This is a genomic window from Streptomyces sp. PH9007 (assembly GCF_059813725.1).
This window is the reverse complement of sequence record NZ_CM187440.1, coordinates 5147615-5166905: the sequence shown is the minus strand read 5'-3', so window position 1 is coordinate 5166905 and position 19291 is coordinate 5147615. Positions and strand designations below refer to the sequence as shown.

Genomic DNA, 19291 nt, shown 5'->3' with positions numbered 1-19291 from the left:
GGCCGGGCGCCGTCGCCGTGCCCGGCGGCCCGTACGTGAGCGGCTTCCCGCGTGCCGGGCGCCCGGCCGGACAGTGCGGGGGCGGCCGGGTAGCGTGGTGCCGACGGGCCGGGTAACGGGTACCGGCCGGCGGAGAGAAGGTGCGGGCGCAACGGCTATGCACATCGTGATCATGGGCTGCGGACGCGTCGGTGCGACCCTCGCGCAGACCCTTGAGGAGCGGGGGCATTCGGTCGCGGTCATCGACCAGGATCCCAAGGCGTTCCGCCGGCTGGGCTCCGGGTTCGGCGGCCAGCGGGTGACCGGCCTCGGCTTCGACCGGGACATCCTGGCCGAGGCCGGGATGGCGGACGCGGGGGCGTTCGCCGCCGTCAGCAGCGGCGACAACTCCAACATCATCGCCGCCCGGGTGGCCCGCGAGGTGTTCGGCGTGGAGAACGTGACCGCCCGGATCTACGATCCGCGCCGCGCCGAGGTGTTCGAGCGGTTCGGCATCCCGACGGTGGCCACCGTGCGCTGGACGGCGCACCAGATGCTGCGGCGGCTGCTGCCCGCCGGCGCCGAGCCGCTGTGGCGCGACCCCAGCGGCGGGGTGCAGCTGTCCGAGGTGCACATCACCCCGGCGTGGGTGGGGCACAAGGTGAGCCACTTCCAGGAACGCACCGGTGTCCGGGTCGCCTTCCTCACCCGGATGGGTGAGGCGATGCTGCCGATGTCGCGCACCGTTCTCCAGGAGGGCGATCTGGTGCACGTGATGATGTACAGCGATCAGGTGGCCGATGTCGAGGCGGCCTGCCTGCAGGGTCCCGACGAGGGGCGGCAGGCATGAGGGTGGTGATCGCCGGGGCCGGCGCGGTGGGCCGTTCCATCGCCGGGGAGCTGCTGGAGAACGGCCACGAGGTGCTGCTGATCGACAACGCGCCCGAGGCGGTCGCGGTGGAACGGGTCCCGGAGGCCGAGTGGCTGCTCGCCGACGCCTGTGAGATCGCCACCCTGGACGAGGCCGCCCTGGAGCGCTGCCAGGTGGTGATCGCCGCCAGCGGCGACGACAAGGTCAACCTGGTCGTCTCCCTGCTGGCCAAGACGGAGTACGGGGTGCCACGGGTGGTGGCCCGGGTCAACAACCCCAAGAACGAGTGGCTGTTCAACGACGCCTGGGGCGTCGATGTGGCGGTCTCCACGCCGCGGCTGATGTCGGCGCTGGTGGAGGAGGCGGTGAGCGTCGGCGATCTGGTGCGGCTGCTGCGCTTCAGCCAGGGCGAGGCCAGCCTGGTGGAGCTCACCCTGCCGCAGGGCGCGGCGCTGGTGGGCACCCGGGTCGGCGAGGTGGCGTGGCCGCAGGACACCGCGCTGGTGACGATCATCCGCGGGGTGAAGGTGCTGATCCCGGATCCGGACGACGCGCTGGCGGCGGGCGACGAGCTGCTGTTCGTCGCCGCGCCCGCCCGCGAGGCCCAGTTGCAGGCCCTGCTGTCGCCGCGCCCGCCCAAGGAGGGCCAGAAGAACACCGGGTGAACCGGGCCTGTCCCGTCCCGGCCGGGACGGGGCCGGGGAGGCTAGGGCATCTTCTCCGCGGCGGCGGCCCGCTTGCGCTCCGCCTCGCGTTCCTTCTCGGCCTTCTCCTCGGCCTCCATCTCGGCGACCACATCGATCGGCGCCGGGGCCTTCACCAGGATGATCCAGGTCAGATAGACGGCCAGCAGGAACGGTGGAATGCCCAGTGCCACCCGCAGCCAGCCCAGCTGGGTGGCGTCCCCCCAGAAGTAGATGGGGAAGGTGATCGCCGACTTGGCCAGCAGGATCGCGCCCCACACGTAGCTCGCCTTGACGTAGGCGGCCTTGCGCCCCGGGTTGCGGGTGCGCCAGGAGAGCATCTCGCGGAACACCGGGCCCAGGATCAGCCCGAGCAGGGGCACGCCCGCCGCCGCCGTGGCCACATAGGCGACGCCCAGGCCCAGGGTGTAGAGCATCCCGGGCAGGTAGAAGTTCTTGGCGTCACCCGACATCATCGCGAAGACCGCGCCGAAGGCCACCCCGAAGACGCCGCTGAAGGCGTGCTTGACGGTGTCGCGCTGGATCAGCCGGCTCACCGCGAGCACCGCTGAGATCGTCAGGGCGGCGATCGCGGAGATCTTGATGTCGCGGTTGATCGTGTAGCTGAGGACGAACACCAGGCCGGGCACCGTGGTCTCCACCATGCCGCGCACGCCGCCGAACGCCTCGAAGAACGCCGCCTTGGTGGCCGCCTGATCGGGTGCCTGCGGGGCCATGGGCGGTCGTCCGTCCGGGGACTGCTGGTCAGGTGGGGTCACCTGGCTACTCCTTGTCGAGGGGTCGCAGCTGGTATCGGGGGTTGAACAGCACCGGACGGCCGTGGGACAGCGCGATCCGCCCGGAGGCGACCAGCTCCCGGCCGGGCACGATCCCGGCGATGGCGGCCCGGCCCAGCCAGATCACCTCGAGCCGGGCGGAGCCGTCGTCCAGCTCGGCGGCCAGGGCGGGCAGCCCCGCCACCGTACGTTCACTCACCGAGCGCAGCGTACCGGTCACGCTGACCACCGGGCGGCCCGCCGGGCCCTCGGCGCAGTCCCTGATGGGGGTGCAGCGCGCCCGCTCGGCCTCCTCGGCTGCCCGCTCGGCGCCCTCGGCGGCGGCGTGTGCCTCGGCGGCCGACCTGCCGGGCCACCACCGTGGCCGGCCCCGCCGCCTGCCGGGGTGTTCCCCGGCCCGTTCACCCGCGCTCATGCCTTCAGCGTAACGTCCCACGCGTCCCGCTCAGCGTTCGAAGCGGTAACCCATGCCCGGCTCGGTGACGAAGTGCCGGGGGTGGGCGGGGTCGGCCTCCAGCTTGCGGCGCAGCTGGGCCATGTAGACGCGCAGATAGTTGGTCTCGGTGCCGTACGCGGGGCCCCACACCTCCTGGAGCAGCTGCTTCTGGCTGACCAGCCGGCCGCTGTGCCGGATCAGGACCTCCAGCAGATGCCATTCGGTGGGGGTGAGCCGGATGTCGCGGCCCTCCCGGTGGATCTTGCGGGCGGCCAGGTCGACGGTGAAGTCGGCGGTGTGGATGACCGTGTCCTCCTCGGCGGCGGCCGGCTCCGCGCGGCGTACGGCGGCCCGCAGCCGTGCCAGCAGCTCGTCCATGCCGAACGGCTTGGTGACGTAGTCGTCCGCGCCCGCGTCCAGCGCCTGCACCTTCTCGTCGGAGGTGTGCCGGGCGGAGAGCACGATGATCGGCACCCGCGTCCAGCCGCGGAGCCGGGCGATGACCTCGGTGCCGTCCATGTCCGGCAGCCCCAGGTCCAGGATGACCGCGTCGGGGTGCCGCTCGTGGGCCAGCCGCAGCGCGGTGGCGCCGTCCGGGGCGGTGTCCACCTCGTACTGGCGCGCCTTGAGGCTGATCACCAGGGCACGGAGTATCTGCGGCTCGTCATCGACCACGAGTACCCGGTGCATGGGCTCCCCCCTGTTCCCCTTGTTCGGATTCTCGTTCTGCGGGTGTCCCGGCTCCCGCGGCGGTCTGGGCGGGGATGTCGGTGGGCAGGGTGAGCACCATCGTCATCCCGCCGCCCGGGGTGTCCTCGGCGTCCAGGGTGCCGCCCATGGCCTCGCTGAAGCCGCGGGCGACGGCCAGGCCGAGCCCCACCCCGTTGCCGCGCGGGATGTCACCGTGCCGCTGGAAGGGCTCGAAGATCCGGCCCTTGTCGGCGTCCGGCACGCCGGGGCCGCGGTCGACCACGCGCAGTTCGACCTGGTTGCCCAGCGCGCTGCCGCGCACCAGCACCCGGGTGTCCGGCGGGCGGTACTTCACCGCGTTCTCGACGATGTTGGCCACCGAGCGCTCCAGCAGCCCCGGGTCGGCGGCCACCCACGGCAGCGATTCGGGGACGTCCAGGTCCACGACGTCCACGGGCACCCCGGCCAGGGCCCGCAGCACCACCTCGTCCAGGCCGGTGCGGCGGATCAGCGGCCGTACGGTGCCGGTGTGCAGGCGGGACATGTCCAGCAGGTTGCCGACCAGCTGGTCCAGGCGGTCGGCGCCGTCCTCGATGCTCTCCAGCAGCCCGGCGCGGTCCTGCGGGGACCACTCCACGTCGTCCGAGCGCAGCGAGGACACCGAGGCCTTGATGGCCGCCAGCGGTGTGCGCAGATCGTGCGAGACGGCGGCCAGCAGCGCGGTACGGATGCGGTTGCCCTCGGCGAGCTTGTGCGCGCGGGCGGCCTCGGTCAGCAGCCGCTGCCGGTCCAGGATGGTGGCGGCCTGCGCGGCGAACGCGCTGAGCACCCGCCGGTCCTCGGCGGGCAGCACCCGGCCGGAGAGCACGAGCATGGTGTGCTCGCCCACCGGCACGTCGACGTCGGCGTCCTGGGGCCGCAACAGCGGGCGGGGGTTGTCGGCGATGGCGGAGACACTTCCCACACAGCGCCAACGACCGCCGTCGTGATCGCGTTCCAGCAGCGCGGCGCAGTCCATGCCGAAGGTCTCCCTGGCCCGGCCCAGCAGGGCGCGCAGGGTGTCCTCGCCGCGCAGCACGCTGCCGGCGAGCACGGTGAGGGTCTCGGACTCGGCGCGCAGCCTGGCGGCCTGCTGGGTGCGCTGGGCGGACATGTCGACCACCGAGGCGACGGCCAGCGCGATGGCGAAGAAGATCACGACGGTGATCACGTCGTGGCCGCTGCCCACGCCCCACTCGTGCAGCGGTGCGGTGAAGAAGTAGTCGAGGAGCAGGGTGGCCAGCGCGGCGGAGACCAGGCCCGGGTAGAAGCCGCCGACCAGGGCGGCCAGCACGGTCACCGACAGGAACAGCAGCACGTCGCTGGCGAACTCGGCCAGCGGTTGCGGGGGCGCGGCCAGCAGCACGGTCAGCAGGGGCGGGCCGGCCAGGCCGATGAGCCAGCCGGCGACGGTGCGGGAGCGGCCGAGCCGGGCGCCCCGGGCGCTGGGCAGTCCGCGCCCGCGCGCCACCTCGGCGTGGGTGACGATGTGGACGTCGAGGTCGGGTCCGCTGTCGCGGGCGACGCTGGCGCCCACGCCGGGCCCGAAGGCGTACTGCCAGGTCTTGCGGCGGGAGGAGCCGAGCACGATCTGATTGGCGTTGACGCCGCGGGCGAAGTCCAGCAGGGCGCTGGGTATGTCGTCGCCGATGACGTGGTGAAAGGTTCCGCCGAGCTGTTCCACCAGGGTGCGCTGGCTGGCCAGTTCGCGCGGCGAGACGGCGGTGAGCCGGTCGGCGCGCGAGACGTGGACGGCCAGGATCTCGCCGCCGGAGCTCTTGGCGGCCATCCGGGCGGCCCGCCGGATGAGGGTGGAGCCCTCGGGTCCGCCGGTCAGCGCCACGACGATGCGTTCACGGGCGTACCAGGTGGAGCGGATGCCCTGCTCGGTGCGGTAGCGCTGGAGGTACGCGTCGACCCGGTCGGCGGTCCACAGCAGCGCGAGTTCGCGCAGCGCGGTGAGGTTGCCGGGACGGAAGTAGTGCGAGAGGGCGGCGTCCACCTTGTCCGGGGCGTAGATGTTGCCGTGTGCCATCCGGCGGCGCAGCGCCTCGGGGGTCATGTCGACCAGTTCGATCTGGTCGGCGCGGCGCACCACGGCGTCGGGCACGGTCTCGCGCTGCCGTACCCCGGTGATGGCGGCCACCACGTCGGCCAGGGATTCCAGGTGCTGGATGTTGACGGTGGAGATGACGTCGATGCCGGCGTCCAGCAGGGTGTCGATGTCGCGCCAGCGCTTGTCGTGCCGGGAGCCGGGGGCGTTGCTGTGGGCGAGTTCGTCGACGCAGACCACGGCCGGGGCGCGGCGCAGGACGGCCTCGGTGTCCATCTCGCCGCGGCCGGCCCCCGGGGGCGCGGGCGGGGTGCGGCGCGGGACGGTCTCCAGACCGCGCAGCAGGGCCTCGGTGCGGGGCCGGTCGTGGGTCTCGACGAAGCCGACGACGATGTCGGTGCCCCGCTCGGCGCGGCGGTGGGCCTCGCTGAGCATGGCGTACGTCTTGCCGACCCCGGGGGCCGCCCCCAGGTAGATGCGCAGTGTGCCGCGGCGTGCCATGGATCCATTGTCGGTGTCCGGCAGGAAAGCACGGCCGGGCAGGTGGGTGGGGCGGGGTGCGGGTGGTCAGCGGCGGGCGGCGCGCTCCTCGCGTCTGCGGCGCCTGATGATCAGCAGGTCGAGGAACGCGATCAGGGTCAGGACGCCGCAGACGATCGCCAGGGTGATGAGCGCGGGGCGCCCCGGGCTGGAGCCGGAGGTGGAGTTGCCGGCCCAGATCGCGAACAGCACCGTGGCCGCGGCGAACACCGGGATGAAGATCGTCGACAGCAGCTGGCGCAGCGGCAGATCGCTTTTGGCGGTCACCGGCTCGGTGCCGGAGCGCCGCCGCGGATCGCGGTTGTCCATGGTTCGGCCTCCTCACAGTCCCGTGGCGGGTACCCGCGAGGAGGCCGGTGACACGGACGTCCGCGCGCCTGGGCCCGGCCGTCGTACCAGCGCAAGCGCTAGCGGACCTCGGAGATCTCCGGGCCGCGGCGCAGGTGGTCGAGGCCGCCGGCGAAGCGGGAGGTCTCGGTGGGCTCGCCCGCCGGCTCCTGCTTGACGCCGTCCGGCACCATCTGGGCGTTCTCCGGCAGCTTGAGGACGATCGGGTCGCGCGGAGCCATCGGGCCGTCGCCGCGCGCCACGACCGTGTCGCGGAAGATCCCCTCCAGGACCCCGGCGGCCTGCGGCTGCACGGCACCCTGGCCGGAGATCACGCCGCGCAGGAACCAGCGGGGGCCGTCCACGCCGACGAACCGCACGGTCTGCATGCCGCGCTTGCCGTCGGGCAGCTGGACGGGCACCTGCGCGCGCAGTTCCCAGCCCAGCGGGCCCTCGGTCTCGTCGATGACGCCGCCCTGCTGGGTGATGCCGGAGGCGATCTCCTCGCGGACCTCGGACCAGATGCCCTCCCGCTTGGGCGCGGCGAACGCCTGGAGCTGGACGGCGCTGTCCTTGAGGACGACGGTGGCGGCGACGATCGCGTCCCCGGCGACCTCGACCCGCAGCTCCATGCCCTGGACACCGGGGACGTACAGACCGCCCAGGTCGACCCGGCCCTCGGCGGGGCTGCCGACCTCGCTCAGATCCCAGGGCCCCTCGGGGCGGGGCGCGGGCTCCAGCTTGACCCGGCGCACCTCGGCCTCGTCGGGTGCCTCCTGCGCGGTCGCCTCGACCGCGTCCTCGGGCTCCTCGTTCTTGCGACGACGTCCGAACACGTCACTGTCCTTTCCGGCCGGCGATCCCGCCGGAGCCGACCGCAGCATAGGGGTTGTCCAGGCCGGAATGACCGCCCGTGGAGCCGAAACCCCCCGTGGCACGTACGGATTCCGGCAGCTGATCGACCTCGTGGAACCGCACGGTCTCGACCCGCTGGACGACCAGTTGTGCGATGCGGTCGAATCGTTCGAACCGCACGCTCTCCCGCGGATCGAGATTGATCGCGATGACCTTGATCTCACCACGGTACCCGGCGTCGATGGTGCCGGGGGAGTTCACCATGGACACCCCGCACCGGGCGGCGAGACCTGAACGTGGGTGCACGAAGGCCGCGTACCCCTCGGGGAGGGCCAGGGAAACCCCGGTGGGCAGGACGGCGCGCTCGCCGGGGGCCAGTTCCGCGGGCTCGGTGGTGACCAGGTCGACGCCCGCGTCCCCGGGGTGCGCCCGGGAGGGGATCGGGACCTCCGGATCGATACGCCTCAGGGGGACGTCCAGGGCGGCTGGGTTCACAGGGTCACCTCGGGGAGGGTACGGCGAGCACTCACGGTGCAGACCCTACCGCCGCCCGCGAGCGCCGGGGGCTGCCTGCCATGCTTGGCCGTATGAAGCCGTACGACGAACGACTGACCGTGCCCCGTTCCTGGTGGCTGATGGCCGCCGGGGTGGTGGCGCTGCTGGCCATCTCGCTGCTTCCGCTGGGCACGGCGGGGCTCATCGCCGGTCTGGTGGTGGGGATCGCGGTGGCGGGGGTGGCGCTGAGCAGCTACGGGGCCGCGCGGATCCGGGTGGTGTCCGGTGCACTGGTGGCGGGCGATGCCCGGATTCCGCTGTCGGCCCTGGGTGAGGCCCGGGCGCTCGACGCCGATGAGGCGCGCGCGTGGCGCACCCATCATGCGGATGCCCGGGCTCATATGCTGCTGCGCGCCTACATCCCCACGGCGGTCCGGGTCGAGGTGACGGACCCCGAGGACCCGACGCCGTATCTCTATCTGTCGACCCGGCGGCCGGATCGACTCGCCGCGGCGCTTTCGGCCCGCCCGGACGTGGCCTGACGCCTGGGTCCGGGCGGACACTCACTCGCAGTCGCGGCAGATCGGCTGACCGTTGCGCTCACTGGCGAGCTGCGAACGGTGGTGCACCAGGAAGCAGCTCATGCAGGTGAACTCGTCGGCCTGCCGCGGCAGCACCCGGACGGACAGCTCCTCGTTGGAAAGGTCCGCCCCGGGCAGCTCCAGGCCCTCGGCCTGCTCGAACTCGTCGACATCGACCGTCGAGGCCGACTTGTCGTTCCGCCGGGCCTTGAGTTCCTCGATGCTGTCCTCGTTGACATCGTCATCAGTCTTGCGTGGACTGTCGTAATCCGTAGCCATGATTCTCTCCCCCTCTGGGTTCTGTGGTCTCTCCAGCGCAGGTAACGCGGGAGGGTCGAACTTTGTGCCCGACCCGAGGCGGAGATTTTGCCTCACATCAAGTCCTGTTACTCAATCGACACCCGATCGAACGCCTGAAGAGGTGATCATCTCCGCCCGTCGACCGGGCTCAGGACAGCGGACAAGCCAGTAATAACCGCCGCGATCCCCGAAAAATGGGGCTTGCTTATGCGATATATCACATATGGCTTATTTCCGCTCAATGCCGACCGAGATCCCGCCCGTGCATGATCTCAGACCGGCAGGGTCACCCGCATCACGAGCCCCCCACTCTCCCGGGGCACGGCCACCACATGGCCACCGTGCGCCCTGGCCACCGAGCGGACGATCGACAGGCCGAGCCCGACTCCCTTGTCGCTGCCGGTGCGGTCCTTGCCGAGCCGCCGGAAAGGCTCGAACATATTATCGACCTCGTAGGCGGGCACCATCGGCCCGCTGTTCTCGACGATCAGCACCGCCTGTCCCGGCCGGGCTTCCGTGTCCACCCGGACCCAGCCGCCCTCGGCGAGATTGTGCCGCACCGCGTTCTGCAGGAGGTTCAGCGCCACCCGCTCCAGCAGCACGCCGTTGCCCTGGACGTACACCGGGGGCCGTATCCCCGACAGCTCCACGCCCTTGGCCTGCGCCTCGCCACGGGTCTGCTCCAGCGCCTGCCCCGCCACCTCGGCGAGGTCCACCGGCTTGCGCTCCACGATCTGGTTGTCGCTGCGGGCCAGCAGCAGCAGGCCCTCCACCAGCTGCTCACTGCGCCGGTTGGTGGCCAGCAGCGTGTTGCCCAGCTGCACCACCTCGGGGGACGCCTGCGGATCGGAGAGCTGCACCTCCAGCAGCGTGCGGTTGATCGCCAGCGGGGTGCGCAGCTCGTGCGAGGCGTTCGCGACGAACCGCTGCTGGGCGGTGAAGGCCCGGTCGAGGCGGTCCAGCATCTCGTCGAAGGTGTCCGCCAGCTCCTTCAGCTCGTCGTCCGGACCGTCCAGCTCGATCCGCCGGTGCAGATCCGACCCGGCCACCTGACGGGCGGTGCGGGTGATCCGGCCCAGCGGGGACAGCACCCGCCCGGCCATCACGTAGCCGAACGCGAACGCCGCCACCGCGAGCCCCAGCAGCGCCATCAGCGACCGCCGCAGCAGCGCCTTGAGCGCCACGTCCCGCTGGATGTCCACACAGCCCGACAGCCAGTCCTTGAACTGGTCGCTGGTGACGTTCCCGGAGATCCCCTGGCAGGAGTCGGAGGTGATCTGCACCCGGGTGTCGCTGGTGATCAGGAACGGCAGCGCGTTCCCCTTGTGCAGTGCCTCGGCCGCCAGCAGATAGATGATCGTCAGCAGCAGCATTCCGGCGAACAGGAACATGCCGCCGTACAGCAGCGTCAGCCGGATCCGGATCGTGGGCCGCAGCCAGCTGCGCTGCGGATCGGCCTCCGGCGGGTCGAAGTCGGGGCGGGGCGGCGCGGCCGGCCGTCTGGGCGCCGGGCGGCCGGAGGCGTGCGGCGGCTGAGAGGGCGGTGGCGGTGGCGGCGGGGAGGAGGGGGAGGAAGCGGCGGCCATGGCGGTCAGATCCGGTATCCGGCGCCCGGCACGGTGGTGATCACCGGAGGCTCGCCCAGCTTGCGCCGCAGGGTCATCACGGTCACCCGGACGACATTGGTGAACGGGTCCGCGTTCTCGTCCCAGGCCTTCTCCAGCAGCTGCTCGGCGGAGACCACCGTGCCCTCGCCGCGCATCAGGACCTCCAGCACGGCGAACTCCTTGGGCGCCAGATGGATCTCCCGGCCGTCCCGGAAGACCTCCCGGCGGTTGGGGTCGAGCCGGATGCCGGACTGCTCCAGCACCGGCGGCAGCGCGGCCACCGAACGGCGCCCCAGCGCCCGCACCCGGGCCACCAGCTCGGTGAAGGCGAACGGCTTGGGCAGATAGTCGTCCGCCCCCAGCTCCAGGCCCGACACGCGGTCACTGACATCGCCCGAGGCGGTCAGCATCAGCACCCGGGTGGGCAGCCCGAGCTCCACTATCCGCCGGCACACGTCGTCGCCGTGCACCAACGGCAGGTCGCGGTCCAGGACGACCACGTCGTAGTCGTTGAGATCGATGCGCTCACCGGCCGCGGCGCCGTCGTACACCACGTCCACCGCCATGGCCTCCCGGCGCAGCCCGGTGGCCACCGCGTCCGCGAGCAGCTGCTCGTCCTCCACGACGAGTACGCGCACGTCCTTGATCCTTCCCTCGCACAGCCCGACGGGACCCCGACGGGGCTCCCCGCTCCATCCTGCCTCGCCCACCGGTAAACCGGTGGTAAGGGACCCGGCCGCCCCCGGTGGCGCGCGGGCGACCCGCGGGCGAATCGCGGATGGCGTCCGGGCGGCGCGGGGACTTTTCCCGGGGCGCAGGTTTCCGGGCGGCGGGCGCCGGGGAAAAGCCCTCCAACCCCGCGATCACCCCCGTCAGGCAGCAAGCCCACGCGTGCTGCTGACCGGTCGGGCCCGCCGTGACCGCACCCACCCGGCACCTCCCCAGTGCCGCCGATCGAAGACGAGGGGGCGCACCATGGACGCGTTCACCACTGGAATCCTGCAGCGCATCGAGAGCACCGAGTCCGATCTGTACCGCGCTCGCGAGGCAGGAGATGTGTTCACCGTGGATGTCGAGCAGGCCGAGCTGGACGATCTTCGCCGGCTGGCCGCGGAACACGGTGTGCAGGTCGGCTCCGCCGTCTGACATTGGACAGGGCGAGGGCCCCGGGAGCAGCTGCTCCCGGGGCCCTCGTTCGTGCCGGTGCCGTACGGGTGACGGTGCCGGTGACCGTACGGCTGTCGCGGTGCCGGTGGGGCCGGCCCCGCGGGCTCAGTCGTGCCAGGCGCCCAGCTCCTCCAGCAGCGGCTGGAGCAGGTCGAAGACCGCCGGGGTGGCCGCCACCGTGAGGTCGCCGTCCGGGCCCTGCCCAGGGCGTCCGCCGGTACGGGCGCCGCTCTCCCGGGCGATCAGGTCACCGGCCGCCAGGTCCCAGGGGAACAGGCCGCGCTCGTAGAACCCGTCGAGCCGGCCGCCTCCGACGTCGCACAAATCGATGGCCGCAGAGCCCGAGCGCCGGATGTCGCGGACCTGCGGGATCAACCGCTGGGCCAGGGCGGCCTGCGCGGTGCGCACGGTGGTCACGTAGTTGAACCCGGTGCCGATCAACGCCTGTTCGAGCGGAGCGGCCGGACGGCAGCACATCTGTTCGGGGTCGTTTCCGGCGCGCACCCGGAAGGCGCCCCCGCCCCGTACCGCGTAGTACGCCTCGCCGCGCATCGGCGCCTCCACGGCGGCGGCCACCACCTCGCCGTCCAGCTCGGCGGCGATGGACACCGCCCACTGGGGCAGCCCGTAGAGGTAGTTGACGGTGCCGTCCAGCGGGTCGATGATCCAGCGGACCCCGCTGGTGCCGGTGCTGGTGCCGCCCTCCTCGCCGAGGAAGGCGTCCTCGGGCCGGTGCTCGGACAGATAGCCGGTGATCAGCTTCTCGGCGGCGATGTCCATCTCGGTGACCACGTCGATGGGGCTGGACTTGGTGGCGGCCACCCCCAGATCGGCGGGCCGCCCGTCCCGCAGCAGCAGACCGGCGCGCCGCCCGGCCTCCCGGGCGAGAGCGAGCAGTTCGGTCGGGGACACGGACTCGGGCATGGGCCGGGGCTCCTTGGTGGGTCGGTGATCAGGCATAGGGGCTGTCGGCGCCCGCGGCGGCCGGGCGCGGGGTGCGGGCGGCGCAGCAGCCCACCGGGCACAGGTCGTGGCCGGGGCCCAGCGTGCCGAGCGCGCAGCGCCGCGGGTCCTCCCCGCGCTCGGTGGCGGCCCGCTCCAGCACCAGGTCGCGGACGCCCTCGACGAACCGGGGGTCGGTGCCGACGGTGGCGGAGCGCACGGCGGGCAGGCCGAGCTCGGCAGCGACCGCCAGCGCCTCGGTGTCGAGGTCGTACAGGACCTCCATGTGGTCGGAGACGAACCCGATCGGCACCATCACCACGGCGGGGGCGCCCTTGTCGTGCAGGGTGCGCAGGTGGTCGCAGATGTCCGGCTCCAGCCAGGGGATGTGCGGGGCGCCGCTGCGGGACTGGTAGACCAGCTCCCAGTCGCGGGTGACGCCGGTGCGTTCGGCCACGGCGTCGGCGATCCAGCGGGCGGCGTCCAGGTGTTCGGCGACGTAGGCGCCGCCCGGGCCGTGTCCCTCGGGCGGGCCCGAGGTGTCGGCGGCCGCGGTGGGGATGGAGTGGGTGCTGAAGGCGAGGACCGCCCCGTCCCGCACTTCGGCGGGCAGCGCGTCCAGGGCGGCGAGCACCCCGTCGGCCATGGTCTCCAGGAAGCCGGGATGGTTGTAGTACACCCGCAGCTTGTCCACGTGCGGCAGCTCCAGGCCCTCCTCGGCGAGCGTGGCCAGCGCGGCGGCGAGGTCCTCGCGGTACTGGCGGCAGCTGGAGTACGAGGAGTAGGCGCTGGTGGCCAGGGTGAGCACCCGGCGGTGGCCGTCCCGGACGATCTCGCGCAGGGTGTCGGTCACATAGGGCGCCCAGTTGCGGTTGCCCCAGTAGACCGGGAGATCCAGGCCGTGGGCGGCGAAGTCGGCGCGCAGCGCGGCCAGCAGGTCGCGGTTGTGGCCGTTGATCGGGCTGACGCCGTCGAAGAGGTGGTAGTGGGCGCCGACTTCGGCCAGCCGTTCGCGGGGGATGCCGCGGCCCCGGGTGACGTTCTCCAGAAACGGCAGTACGTCGTCCGGGCCCTCCGGACCGCCGAAGGAGAGCAGCAGCAGGGCGTCATAGGGGCGGGGGTCGGTCGCGCGATCCATGACACCGATCCTGCCACCCACCCGGCAGGATCGGGGGCCGAGGTTCCCCCGGGTGCCGCACAACGGTGTACTCCACCCGGGAAGACGGGGGACGGCGGCGGGACCGGCCGCACGGGCCATCCGATTTCACCGTCTTGGAGGGGATGACACCCGGAATGCCATGTTTTGCTCGGCGACCAACTCCCTTGTCCCGGGAGAAGTTCCACGGCGCGGCGCCCCACCCCCGTGGCCCAAATGGAGTAGTGTGAACATTCCTGGCTTCAGCCCCTGTCCGGACCGCTCGGATCGCCACATCCGCGCCGGTCACCACACGTGGCAAAGTGGTGACTGTGCCACAACGGACGTGTCGGGCCGTGGCCCGACACGCCGGGCGGGTCGGCAAGGTTGTGGCAGGCTGCACCCGGGCAGGTCACACTCGTCCAGCGGGAGCAGCGACGTACGTGACGTCGGCAGGCACCACCGGGAGGTCCTCGTGCCCGAACTGCGTGTCGTGGCCGTGAGCAACGACGGCACACGTCTGGTGCTCAAGGCTGCCGACAACACGGAATACACCCTGCCGATCGACGAACGGCTGCGCGCCGCGGTGCGCAACGACCGTGCGCGGCTGGGGCAGATCGAGATCGAGGTGGAGAACCACCTCCGCCCCCGGGACATCCAGGCCCGCATACGAGCCGGGGCCACGGCGGAAGAGGTGGCCCAGCTCGCCGGCATCCCGGTGGACCGGGTACGGCGCTTCGAGGGTCCGGTGCTGGCCGAGCGCGCCTTCATGGCGGAGCGCGCCCGCAAGACCCCCGTACGGCGGCCCGGCGAGAGCGCGGGGCCGCAGCTGGGCGACGCGGTCGCCGAGCGGCTGATGCTGCGCGGCGCGGACAAGGACGCGGTGCGCTGGGACTCGTGGCGCCGGGACGACGGCACCTGGGAGGTGCTGCTCGTCTACCGGGTGGCCGGGGAGATGCACTCCGCGAGCTGGATGTACGACCCGCCGCGCCGGCTGGTGCAGGCCGTGGACGACGAGGCGCGGGCCCTGCTCGGCGAGAGCGAGGATCCGCCGGAGCCCAGCACCCCGTTCGTGCCACGGATCGCGCGGCTGCCCCGGGAGGGCAGCGCCCCGCCCCGGCAGCAGCCGGAGAGCGAGCCGGACTCGCTGACCAGCCTGCTGGAGGCGGTGCCGAGCTTCCGCGGCGATCTGGTGGTGCCCGAGCTGACCTCGGGCGCCGAGGACCCGCCGCAGGAGGCGGAGGCCGAGGAGACAGCCGTGGAACCGGCGGCACCGGCGGCGAGCGCCGGTTCGGCGTACGCGGATGTCCTCATGCCCCGCACGGTGGCCGGTCACCGCGACCGGCTGACGGGCAGCACGGACCGGCAGGCCGAGGCGGACGGCGTCCGCCCGGGCCGCCGGGCGGCCGTCCCCAGCTGGGACGAGATCGTCTTCGGCACCCGCCGCAAGAAGAAGGACTGACCGGGGCGGGCGGGCTGTACCGGGGCCCGCCCTCCGCCGCGTCGTGCTCAGCCGGGGAGCGGGCCCGTCGCCACCGGCCGGGTGGGGTCGGCCGTCCACGCACTCCAGGAGCCGGCGTACAGGGCGGCCTCGACACCCGCGGTGGCCAGGGCCAGCACCGTGTGCGCGCCCGAGACCCCCGAGCCGCAGTAGACGCCCACCGCTGTGCCCTCCGCCGCGCCCAGGGCCGCGAAGCGGTCCCGCAGCTCCCGGGGCGCGCGCAGCAGCCCCGAGGCCGCCACGTTCTCGGTCGTCGGCGCCGACACCGCGCCGGGGATGTGGCCTCCCACGGGGTCGATCGGCTCCACCTCGCCGCGGTACCGCTCCCCCGCCCTGGCGTCCAGCAGCAGCCCCTCGCGGGCCAGCCGGGCGGCGCCCTCCGCGTCCAGCAGCGGCAGCCCGCCGGGGCGCGGCGTGAAGTCGCCGGGGGCCGGTCGCGGCACCTCGCTCGTCAGCTCGCCCTCCCAGGCGGCGAGCCCGCCGTCCAGCACCCGCACCCGCGGGTGACCGGCCCAGCGCAGCAGCCACCAGGCACGCGCCGCGGCCCAGCCCTGCCCGCCGTCGTACACCACCACCGGCCGGTCCGCCCGTACCCCCGCCCGCCGCATCGCGGCGCCGAGGTCCGCCGGGTCCGGCAGCGGATGCCGCCCGCCGCTGCCCGCCGGCCCCGCCAGCTCGGTGTCCAGGTCCACGTACACCGCGCCCGGCAGATGTCCGGCCTCGTACGCGGGCCGTCCGGGCGGTCCGCCCAGCTGCCAGCGCACATCGAGCAGGGTGGGGGTGTGAAGGTCTGCGGCGAGCTCCGTCGCCGTGATCAGCACGCTCATACGGCCATTCTCGCGCCCGGCAGGCATGGCGAGGCGCCATAGCGGTAGGGACCTTGATCAGGGGACACTGGAAGTGAGCGGCACCGGCGTACGCCGGACCGCATCGATGAGGGTCACAAGGAGACGAGCATGACCGTAGGAACGCCGCCACCGAGACCGGGTACCCCGTGCTGGGCCAGTCTGATGGTGCACGACCTGGCAGGCAGCCAGGAGTTCTACCGGAGCCTGTTCGGATGGGAGTTCGAGGAAGGGCCCCGGCAGCTGGGCCTGTATGTCCGGGCGCTGCACGAGGGGCGTCCGGTCGCCGGGGTCGGGGAGATCGCCGCCGATCTCCAGCGTCCGTCCGCCTGGCTGCCGTACATCGCCACGGGCAACGCCGACGCCACCACCGCCATGATCCGGGACTGCGGCGGGACGCTGGCGGTCGGGCCGATGGACGCCCAGCAGGTCGGCCGGCTGGCCATCGCCGCGGATGTGTGCGGGGGCGCGTTCGGCATCTGGGAGGGGCGTACGTACCACGGTGCGCCGTTCCGGGAGACCCCGGGCGCCCCCGCCTGGACGGAGCTGATCACCCCGGAGACCTCGCTGGTCAGCAAGTTCTACTCGATGGTCTTCGGCTATGAGGCGGTACCCACCCAGGCACTGCCCGCGGGCTCGGACCACCTGACCCTGCGGCTCGACGGCCGCTCGGTGGCCGGGATCGCCGGCGTGGGCTCCGAACTGCCGCACGACCGCGGGCCGCACTGGATGACGTACTTCTCGGTGCGCGACATCGACCGGGACGCGGTGCGGGTCGGCGAGCTGGGCGGGCGGTTGCTGAAGGAGCCGCACGAGACCCCGTTCGGGATCGTGGCGGCGGTGGAGGACCCGGAGGGCGCGCCGTTCGCCCTGGTGGACCCGAGCCGCCGGGAGAACGGCTAGCGACGAGCCGGGGGGGCGCTGTCGACCGGAAGGACCTCGGGAGACAACGCCCCCGCGCCGGCCGTGGCCGCGGTCAGCCGGCGCCGGTGATGGCGCCGGCACAGCACCTCGTAGCCGATCTCGCCGCGCGCCCCCGCCGGGTCGCCGACGTCACCCACCACCACTTGGGCTCCCTCGATCACCATCCGGCCGCCCACCGTACGGGCGTTGTGGGTGGCCCGGGCGCCGCACCAGCACAGCGCCTCCACCTGGAGCACCTCCACCCGGTCCGCGAGCTCGATCAGCCGCTGGGAGCCGGGAAAGAGCCGGGTACGGAAGTCCGTGGTGATGCCGAACGCGAAGACGTCGATGCCCAGATCGTCCACCACCCGGCCCAGTTGGTCGACCTGGTCCGGGGACAGGAACTGCGCCTCGTCCGCGATCACGTAGTCGACCCGGCCACCGGCCGTGAGGTGCTTCACCAGATGCACGTGGAAGTCGAACTTCTCGTCCGCCTCGACGGCGTCCGTCACCAGACCGAGCCGGGAGGAGAGCCGCCCCTCCCCCGCCCGGTCGTTGCGGGTGAAGATCATGCCCGACAGCCCGCGCGCGGACCGGTTGTGCTGGATCTGGAGTGCGAGAGTGCTCTTCCCGCAGTCCATCGTGCCGGAGAAGAAGGCGAGTTCAGCCACGGATCAGTTGTTTCCCGTCAGGTGCGTACTTCAAGGAGCGGAACGAACTGCTCGGCGGCCGTGAGTGAGCCGTGCATGCCGATCAGTGCGGACTCCTTGGGTTCGGTGCGGGTGGCCGTGACGGCGTGGTCGCCGGTCATCGCCACCACCACATCGCCCATCCGGCCCGCGACGCGCGGCGGGATCGGCTCGCCCGGCGGCCCGAACCAGCCCAGTTCCACGGCCTCCTCGCGGGTGACGACCCAGGCGTGATCGGCCAGCACCTCGCGCCACACGGCGTACACGTCGGCGGCGGCGCCGGGCACCGCGTACAGATGGCGGGCGCGGGGCTCCCCGCCCAGCAGCGCCACTCCGGCGCGCAGTTCCCAGTCCTCGTCGAAGTCGTGCCGGAACTCCTCGCCGGGCGGCACGTCCACCATGCCGTGGTCGGCGGTGATGTACAGCGCGCTGCGCGGCGGGAGTTGCTCGGCGAGCCGCTGGGCGAGCGAGTCGGCGTAGCGCAGCTGACCGCGCCATGCCTCGGAGTCCATGCCGAACGGGTGTCCCGCGCCGTCGAGTTCGGCGTAGTAGGTGTACACCAGCGTGCGGTCGGCCGCCGCCAGCCGCTGGGCCGCCACGTCCATCCGCTCCCCGGCGTCGAGCCGGCCGAGGAAGGTGCCGCCGCTGAGCGCCACCTGGGTGAGCGGGGTGTGCTCGAAGTGCGGTGCGGAGACCTGGGAGGTGACCACCCCGGCGTCCTGGGCCCGTTGGAAGGCCGTGGGGTGCGGCTGCCAGTGGGTGGGCTCGGTCCAGGGGTTCCAGCGCAGCTGGTTCATCAGGACACCGCGGTCGGGATCGCGCACCTTGTAGCCGGCCAGGCCGTGCGCGGCCGGCGTCAGCCCGGTGCCCACCGAGGCCAGCGAGGTGGCCGTGGTGGAGGGGAAACCGGCGGTGATGGGCGCGCCGGTGCCGCCGCGGGAGGAGGGCAGCAGGGAGGTGAGGAACGGCGCGAGATGCGGATGGTCGAGCAGCGCCCGCCAGCCGAGGCCGTCGATGAGGAAGACGGCGACCCGGTCGGCGGGCTCCAGCGCGAAGTCCGCGCCGGTGGCACCGGACGCCAGCTCCGGGACGGAGGCGGGCAGCAGATCGGCGAGCGACCCCGCGCCGTACGCCGGGGCAGGGGCCTGCCGCGGGTCCAGGGGGACCGGGTCCGGCGCGTGCTGATGGACGGGGACGCGCGTCACCTGCCGGCCGCCGCGGTGGCCTCCGACAGCGCCTGGGCGAACTCCAGGGTCTGCCGGACGGTTTCCGGGCCGTCCCCCGCCTCACTGATCCGCAGCGAGAGATCATCGGCGGTGGTCGAGCCCGTATAGCCGTGGTCGGCCTCGCAGTTGGGATCGCCGCAGTTGGCGGGCTCCATGTCGATCCGGGAGACGGCGCCCCAGCCGATGGTGAGCACCACCTCGCGGGGCAGGGTGCCCGGCTTGTAGGACTGCGGGTCGGAGACGACCCGGCTGAGCACCACGGAGGAGATCCGGTCGAGCTTCACGGACTCGGTGGAGGTGGTGGCGTACGGCGCGGGCGCGGTGCTGTCGGCGGACTGCTCGTCGGTGTGGCTGACGATGAACCGGGTCCCGGTCAGCACCAGGACGGTGGCGTGCCGGCGCACCTCGTTGCTGTCGAACGTCGTTTCCTGGTGCACCACATAGGAGGCCACGGCCTCCCGGCCGACGGCGGCCTCCACCGCGTCGGCAACCAGCGCCGGGTAGTAGCCGCTGCGCTCGATCGCCTCCCGCAACCCCTGGGATGTCGTACCGGTCTTCGCCATGGAGTCCATCCTACGGGGCGCCACCGACACCCATGGGCCCCTTGCCCGGGTACGTGCCCGGGTGCGT

Annotated in this window: 22 protein-coding genes; 6 read left to right on the top strand and 16 right to left on the bottom strand. The window is 72.8% G+C overall.

Translation table 11 applies throughout. From position 1 onward, the window contains the following. The first annotated feature begins 157 nt into the window (after positions 1 to 157). Positions 158 to 829 (top strand): potassium channel family protein, encoded by a 672-nt coding sequence (locus tag ACTFAP_RS23825; protein WP_500467341.1) that lies wholly within the window; start codon positions 158 to 160, stop codon positions 827 to 829. Continuing rightward, positions 826 to 1515 carry a potassium channel family protein gene (locus ACTFAP_RS23820; protein ID WP_390121655.1) on the top strand — a complete coding sequence of 230 codons (690 nt, stop codon included), beginning with the start codon at positions 826 to 828 and terminating at the stop codon, positions 1513 to 1515. The genes ACTFAP_RS23825 and ACTFAP_RS23820 overlap by 4 nt, the downstream gene beginning before the upstream one ends. A 41-nt stretch (positions 1516 to 1556) precedes the next feature. Here the strand turns inward: ACTFAP_RS23820 and ACTFAP_RS23815 are convergent, their stop codons facing one another. The 7 genes from ACTFAP_RS23815 to dut form a co-directional block, all read right to left on the bottom strand. Beyond that, positions 1557 to 2270: a DUF3159 domain-containing protein gene (locus tag ACTFAP_RS23815; protein ID WP_030730345.1), complete on the bottom strand. Its 714-nt coding sequence runs from the start codon at positions 2268 to 2270 to the stop codon at positions 1557 to 1559. A 46-nt stretch (positions 2271 to 2316) separates the two neighbouring features. Beyond that, entirely contained in the window at positions 2317 to 2745 is a 429-nt protein-coding gene (locus tag ACTFAP_RS23810) for an OB-fold nucleic acid binding domain-containing protein (protein ID WP_390121654.1), read from the bottom strand. Positions 2746 to 2775: 30 nt separating this feature from the next. After that, a complete protein-coding gene (locus ACTFAP_RS23805) occupies positions 2776 to 3456 on the bottom strand; it encodes a response regulator (protein ID WP_400011654.1) in 681 nt (226 codons plus the stop codon). After that, positions 3431 to 6049, bottom strand: a complete 2619-nt coding sequence (locus ACTFAP_RS23800) for an ATP-binding protein (protein WP_500467340.1) — start codon at positions 6047 to 6049, stop codon at positions 3431 to 3433. The genes ACTFAP_RS23805 and ACTFAP_RS23800 overlap by 26 nt, the downstream gene beginning before the upstream one ends. A 66-nt stretch (positions 6050 to 6115) precedes the next feature. Then, entirely contained in the window at positions 6116 to 6397 is a 282-nt protein-coding gene (locus tag ACTFAP_RS23795) for a DUF6343 family protein (RefSeq protein WP_390121651.1), read from the bottom strand. 98 nt (positions 6398 to 6495) lie between these two features. After that, positions 6496 to 7251, bottom strand: a complete 756-nt coding sequence (locus tag ACTFAP_RS23790) for a DUF3710 domain-containing protein (RefSeq protein ID WP_390121650.1) — start codon at positions 7249 to 7251, stop codon at positions 6496 to 6498. Position 7252: 1 nt separating this feature from the next. Continuing rightward, the gene (gene dut, locus ACTFAP_RS23785; RefSeq protein WP_234306823.1) at positions 7253 to 7765 is read right to left on the bottom strand and encodes a dUTP diphosphatase; all 513 of its coding nucleotides are present in this window, start codon (positions 7763 to 7765) and stop codon (positions 7253 to 7255) included. A gap of 92 nt (positions 7766 to 7857) precedes the next feature. Between dut and ACTFAP_RS23780 the strand changes: the two genes are divergently transcribed. Then, positions 7858 to 8307, top strand: coding sequence for a DUF3093 domain-containing protein (locus tag ACTFAP_RS23780; RefSeq protein ID WP_500467339.1), 450 nt, complete (start codon positions 7858 to 7860; stop codon positions 8305 to 8307). 21 nt (positions 8308 to 8328) lie between these two features. Here the strand turns inward: ACTFAP_RS23780 and ACTFAP_RS23775 are convergent, their stop codons facing one another. The 3 genes from ACTFAP_RS23775 to ACTFAP_RS23765 form a co-directional block, all read right to left on the bottom strand. Continuing rightward, positions 8329 to 8625, bottom strand: a complete 297-nt coding sequence (locus tag ACTFAP_RS23775) for a DUF4193 domain-containing protein (protein WP_030730311.1) — start codon at positions 8623 to 8625, stop codon at positions 8329 to 8331. Positions 8626 to 8918: 293 nt separating this feature from the next. Further along, entirely contained in the window at positions 8919 to 10232 is a 1314-nt protein-coding gene (locus ACTFAP_RS23770) for a sensor histidine kinase (protein ID WP_390121647.1), read from the bottom strand. A 5-nt stretch (positions 10233 to 10237) separates the two neighbouring features. Continuing rightward, positions 10238 to 10891, bottom strand: a complete 654-nt coding sequence (locus ACTFAP_RS23765) for a response regulator transcription factor (protein WP_030730307.1) — start codon at positions 10889 to 10891, stop codon at positions 10238 to 10240. Between the two features lie 337 nt (positions 10892 to 11228). On the opposite strand from ACTFAP_RS23765, the gene ACTFAP_RS23760 reads away from it, so the two are divergent. Next, on the top strand, positions 11229 to 11399 hold the full coding sequence (locus tag ACTFAP_RS23760; RefSeq protein WP_390121645.1) for a hypothetical protein: 171 nt from the start codon (positions 11229 to 11231) through the stop codon (positions 11397 to 11399). 126 nt (positions 11400 to 11525) lie between these two features. Here the strand turns inward: ACTFAP_RS23760 and ACTFAP_RS23755 are convergent, their stop codons facing one another. Together ACTFAP_RS23755 and ACTFAP_RS23750 are read right to left on the bottom strand one after the other, a co-directional pair. After that, positions 11526 to 12344, bottom strand: a complete 819-nt coding sequence (locus ACTFAP_RS23755) for an inositol monophosphatase family protein (RefSeq protein ID WP_451750089.1) — start codon at positions 12342 to 12344, stop codon at positions 11526 to 11528. A 28-nt stretch (positions 12345 to 12372) separates the two neighbouring features. Next, positions 12373 to 13500: a ferrochelatase gene (locus ACTFAP_RS23750; RefSeq protein ID WP_495682248.1), complete on the bottom strand. Its 1128-nt coding sequence runs from the start codon at positions 13498 to 13500 to the stop codon at positions 12373 to 12375. Positions 13501 to 13972: 472 nt separating this feature from the next. Here ACTFAP_RS23750 and sepH point away from each other — a divergent pair, with 472 nt between their 5' ends. After that, positions 13973 to 14959, top strand: a complete 987-nt coding sequence (sepH, locus tag ACTFAP_RS23745) for a septation protein SepH (RefSeq protein WP_390121642.1) — start codon at positions 13973 to 13975, stop codon at positions 14957 to 14959. 47 nt (positions 14960 to 15006) lie between these two features. Here the strand turns inward: sepH and ACTFAP_RS23740 are convergent, their stop codons facing one another. Beyond that, complete coding sequence (locus ACTFAP_RS23740) at positions 15007 to 15825, bottom strand: sulfurtransferase (RefSeq protein ID WP_390121641.1); 819 nt, start codon at positions 15823 to 15825, stop codon at positions 15007 to 15009. Positions 15826 to 15954: 129 nt separating this feature from the next. On the opposite strand from ACTFAP_RS23740, the gene ACTFAP_RS23735 reads away from it, so the two are divergent. Continuing rightward, a complete protein-coding gene (locus ACTFAP_RS23735) occupies positions 15955 to 16746 on the top strand; it encodes a VOC family protein (RefSeq protein WP_495682246.1) in 792 nt (263 codons plus the stop codon). Here ACTFAP_RS23735 and ACTFAP_RS23730 read toward each other — a convergent pair. Genes ACTFAP_RS23730 through ACTFAP_RS23720 form a run of 3 tightly spaced genes read right to left on the bottom strand, consistent with a single transcriptional unit; the run spans position 16743 to position 19224 of the window. Next, positions 16743 to 17417 (bottom strand): thymidine kinase, encoded by a 675-nt coding sequence (locus tag ACTFAP_RS23730; protein ID WP_390121639.1) that lies wholly within the window; start codon positions 17415 to 17417, stop codon positions 16743 to 16745. The genes ACTFAP_RS23735 and ACTFAP_RS23730 overlap by 4 nt on opposite strands. Before the next feature lie 17 nt (positions 17418 to 17434). Then, on the bottom strand, positions 17435 to 18640 hold the full coding sequence (locus ACTFAP_RS23725; RefSeq protein ID WP_495682245.1) for an alkaline phosphatase family protein: 1206 nt from the start codon (positions 18638 to 18640) through the stop codon (positions 17435 to 17437). Then, the gene (locus ACTFAP_RS23720) at positions 18637 to 19224 is read right to left on the bottom strand and encodes a DUF5998 family protein (RefSeq protein WP_030730283.1); all 588 of its coding nucleotides are present in this window, start codon (positions 19222 to 19224) and stop codon (positions 18637 to 18639) included. The genes ACTFAP_RS23725 and ACTFAP_RS23720 overlap by 4 nt, the downstream gene beginning before the upstream one ends. Positions 19225 to 19291: the final 67 nt, after the last annotated feature.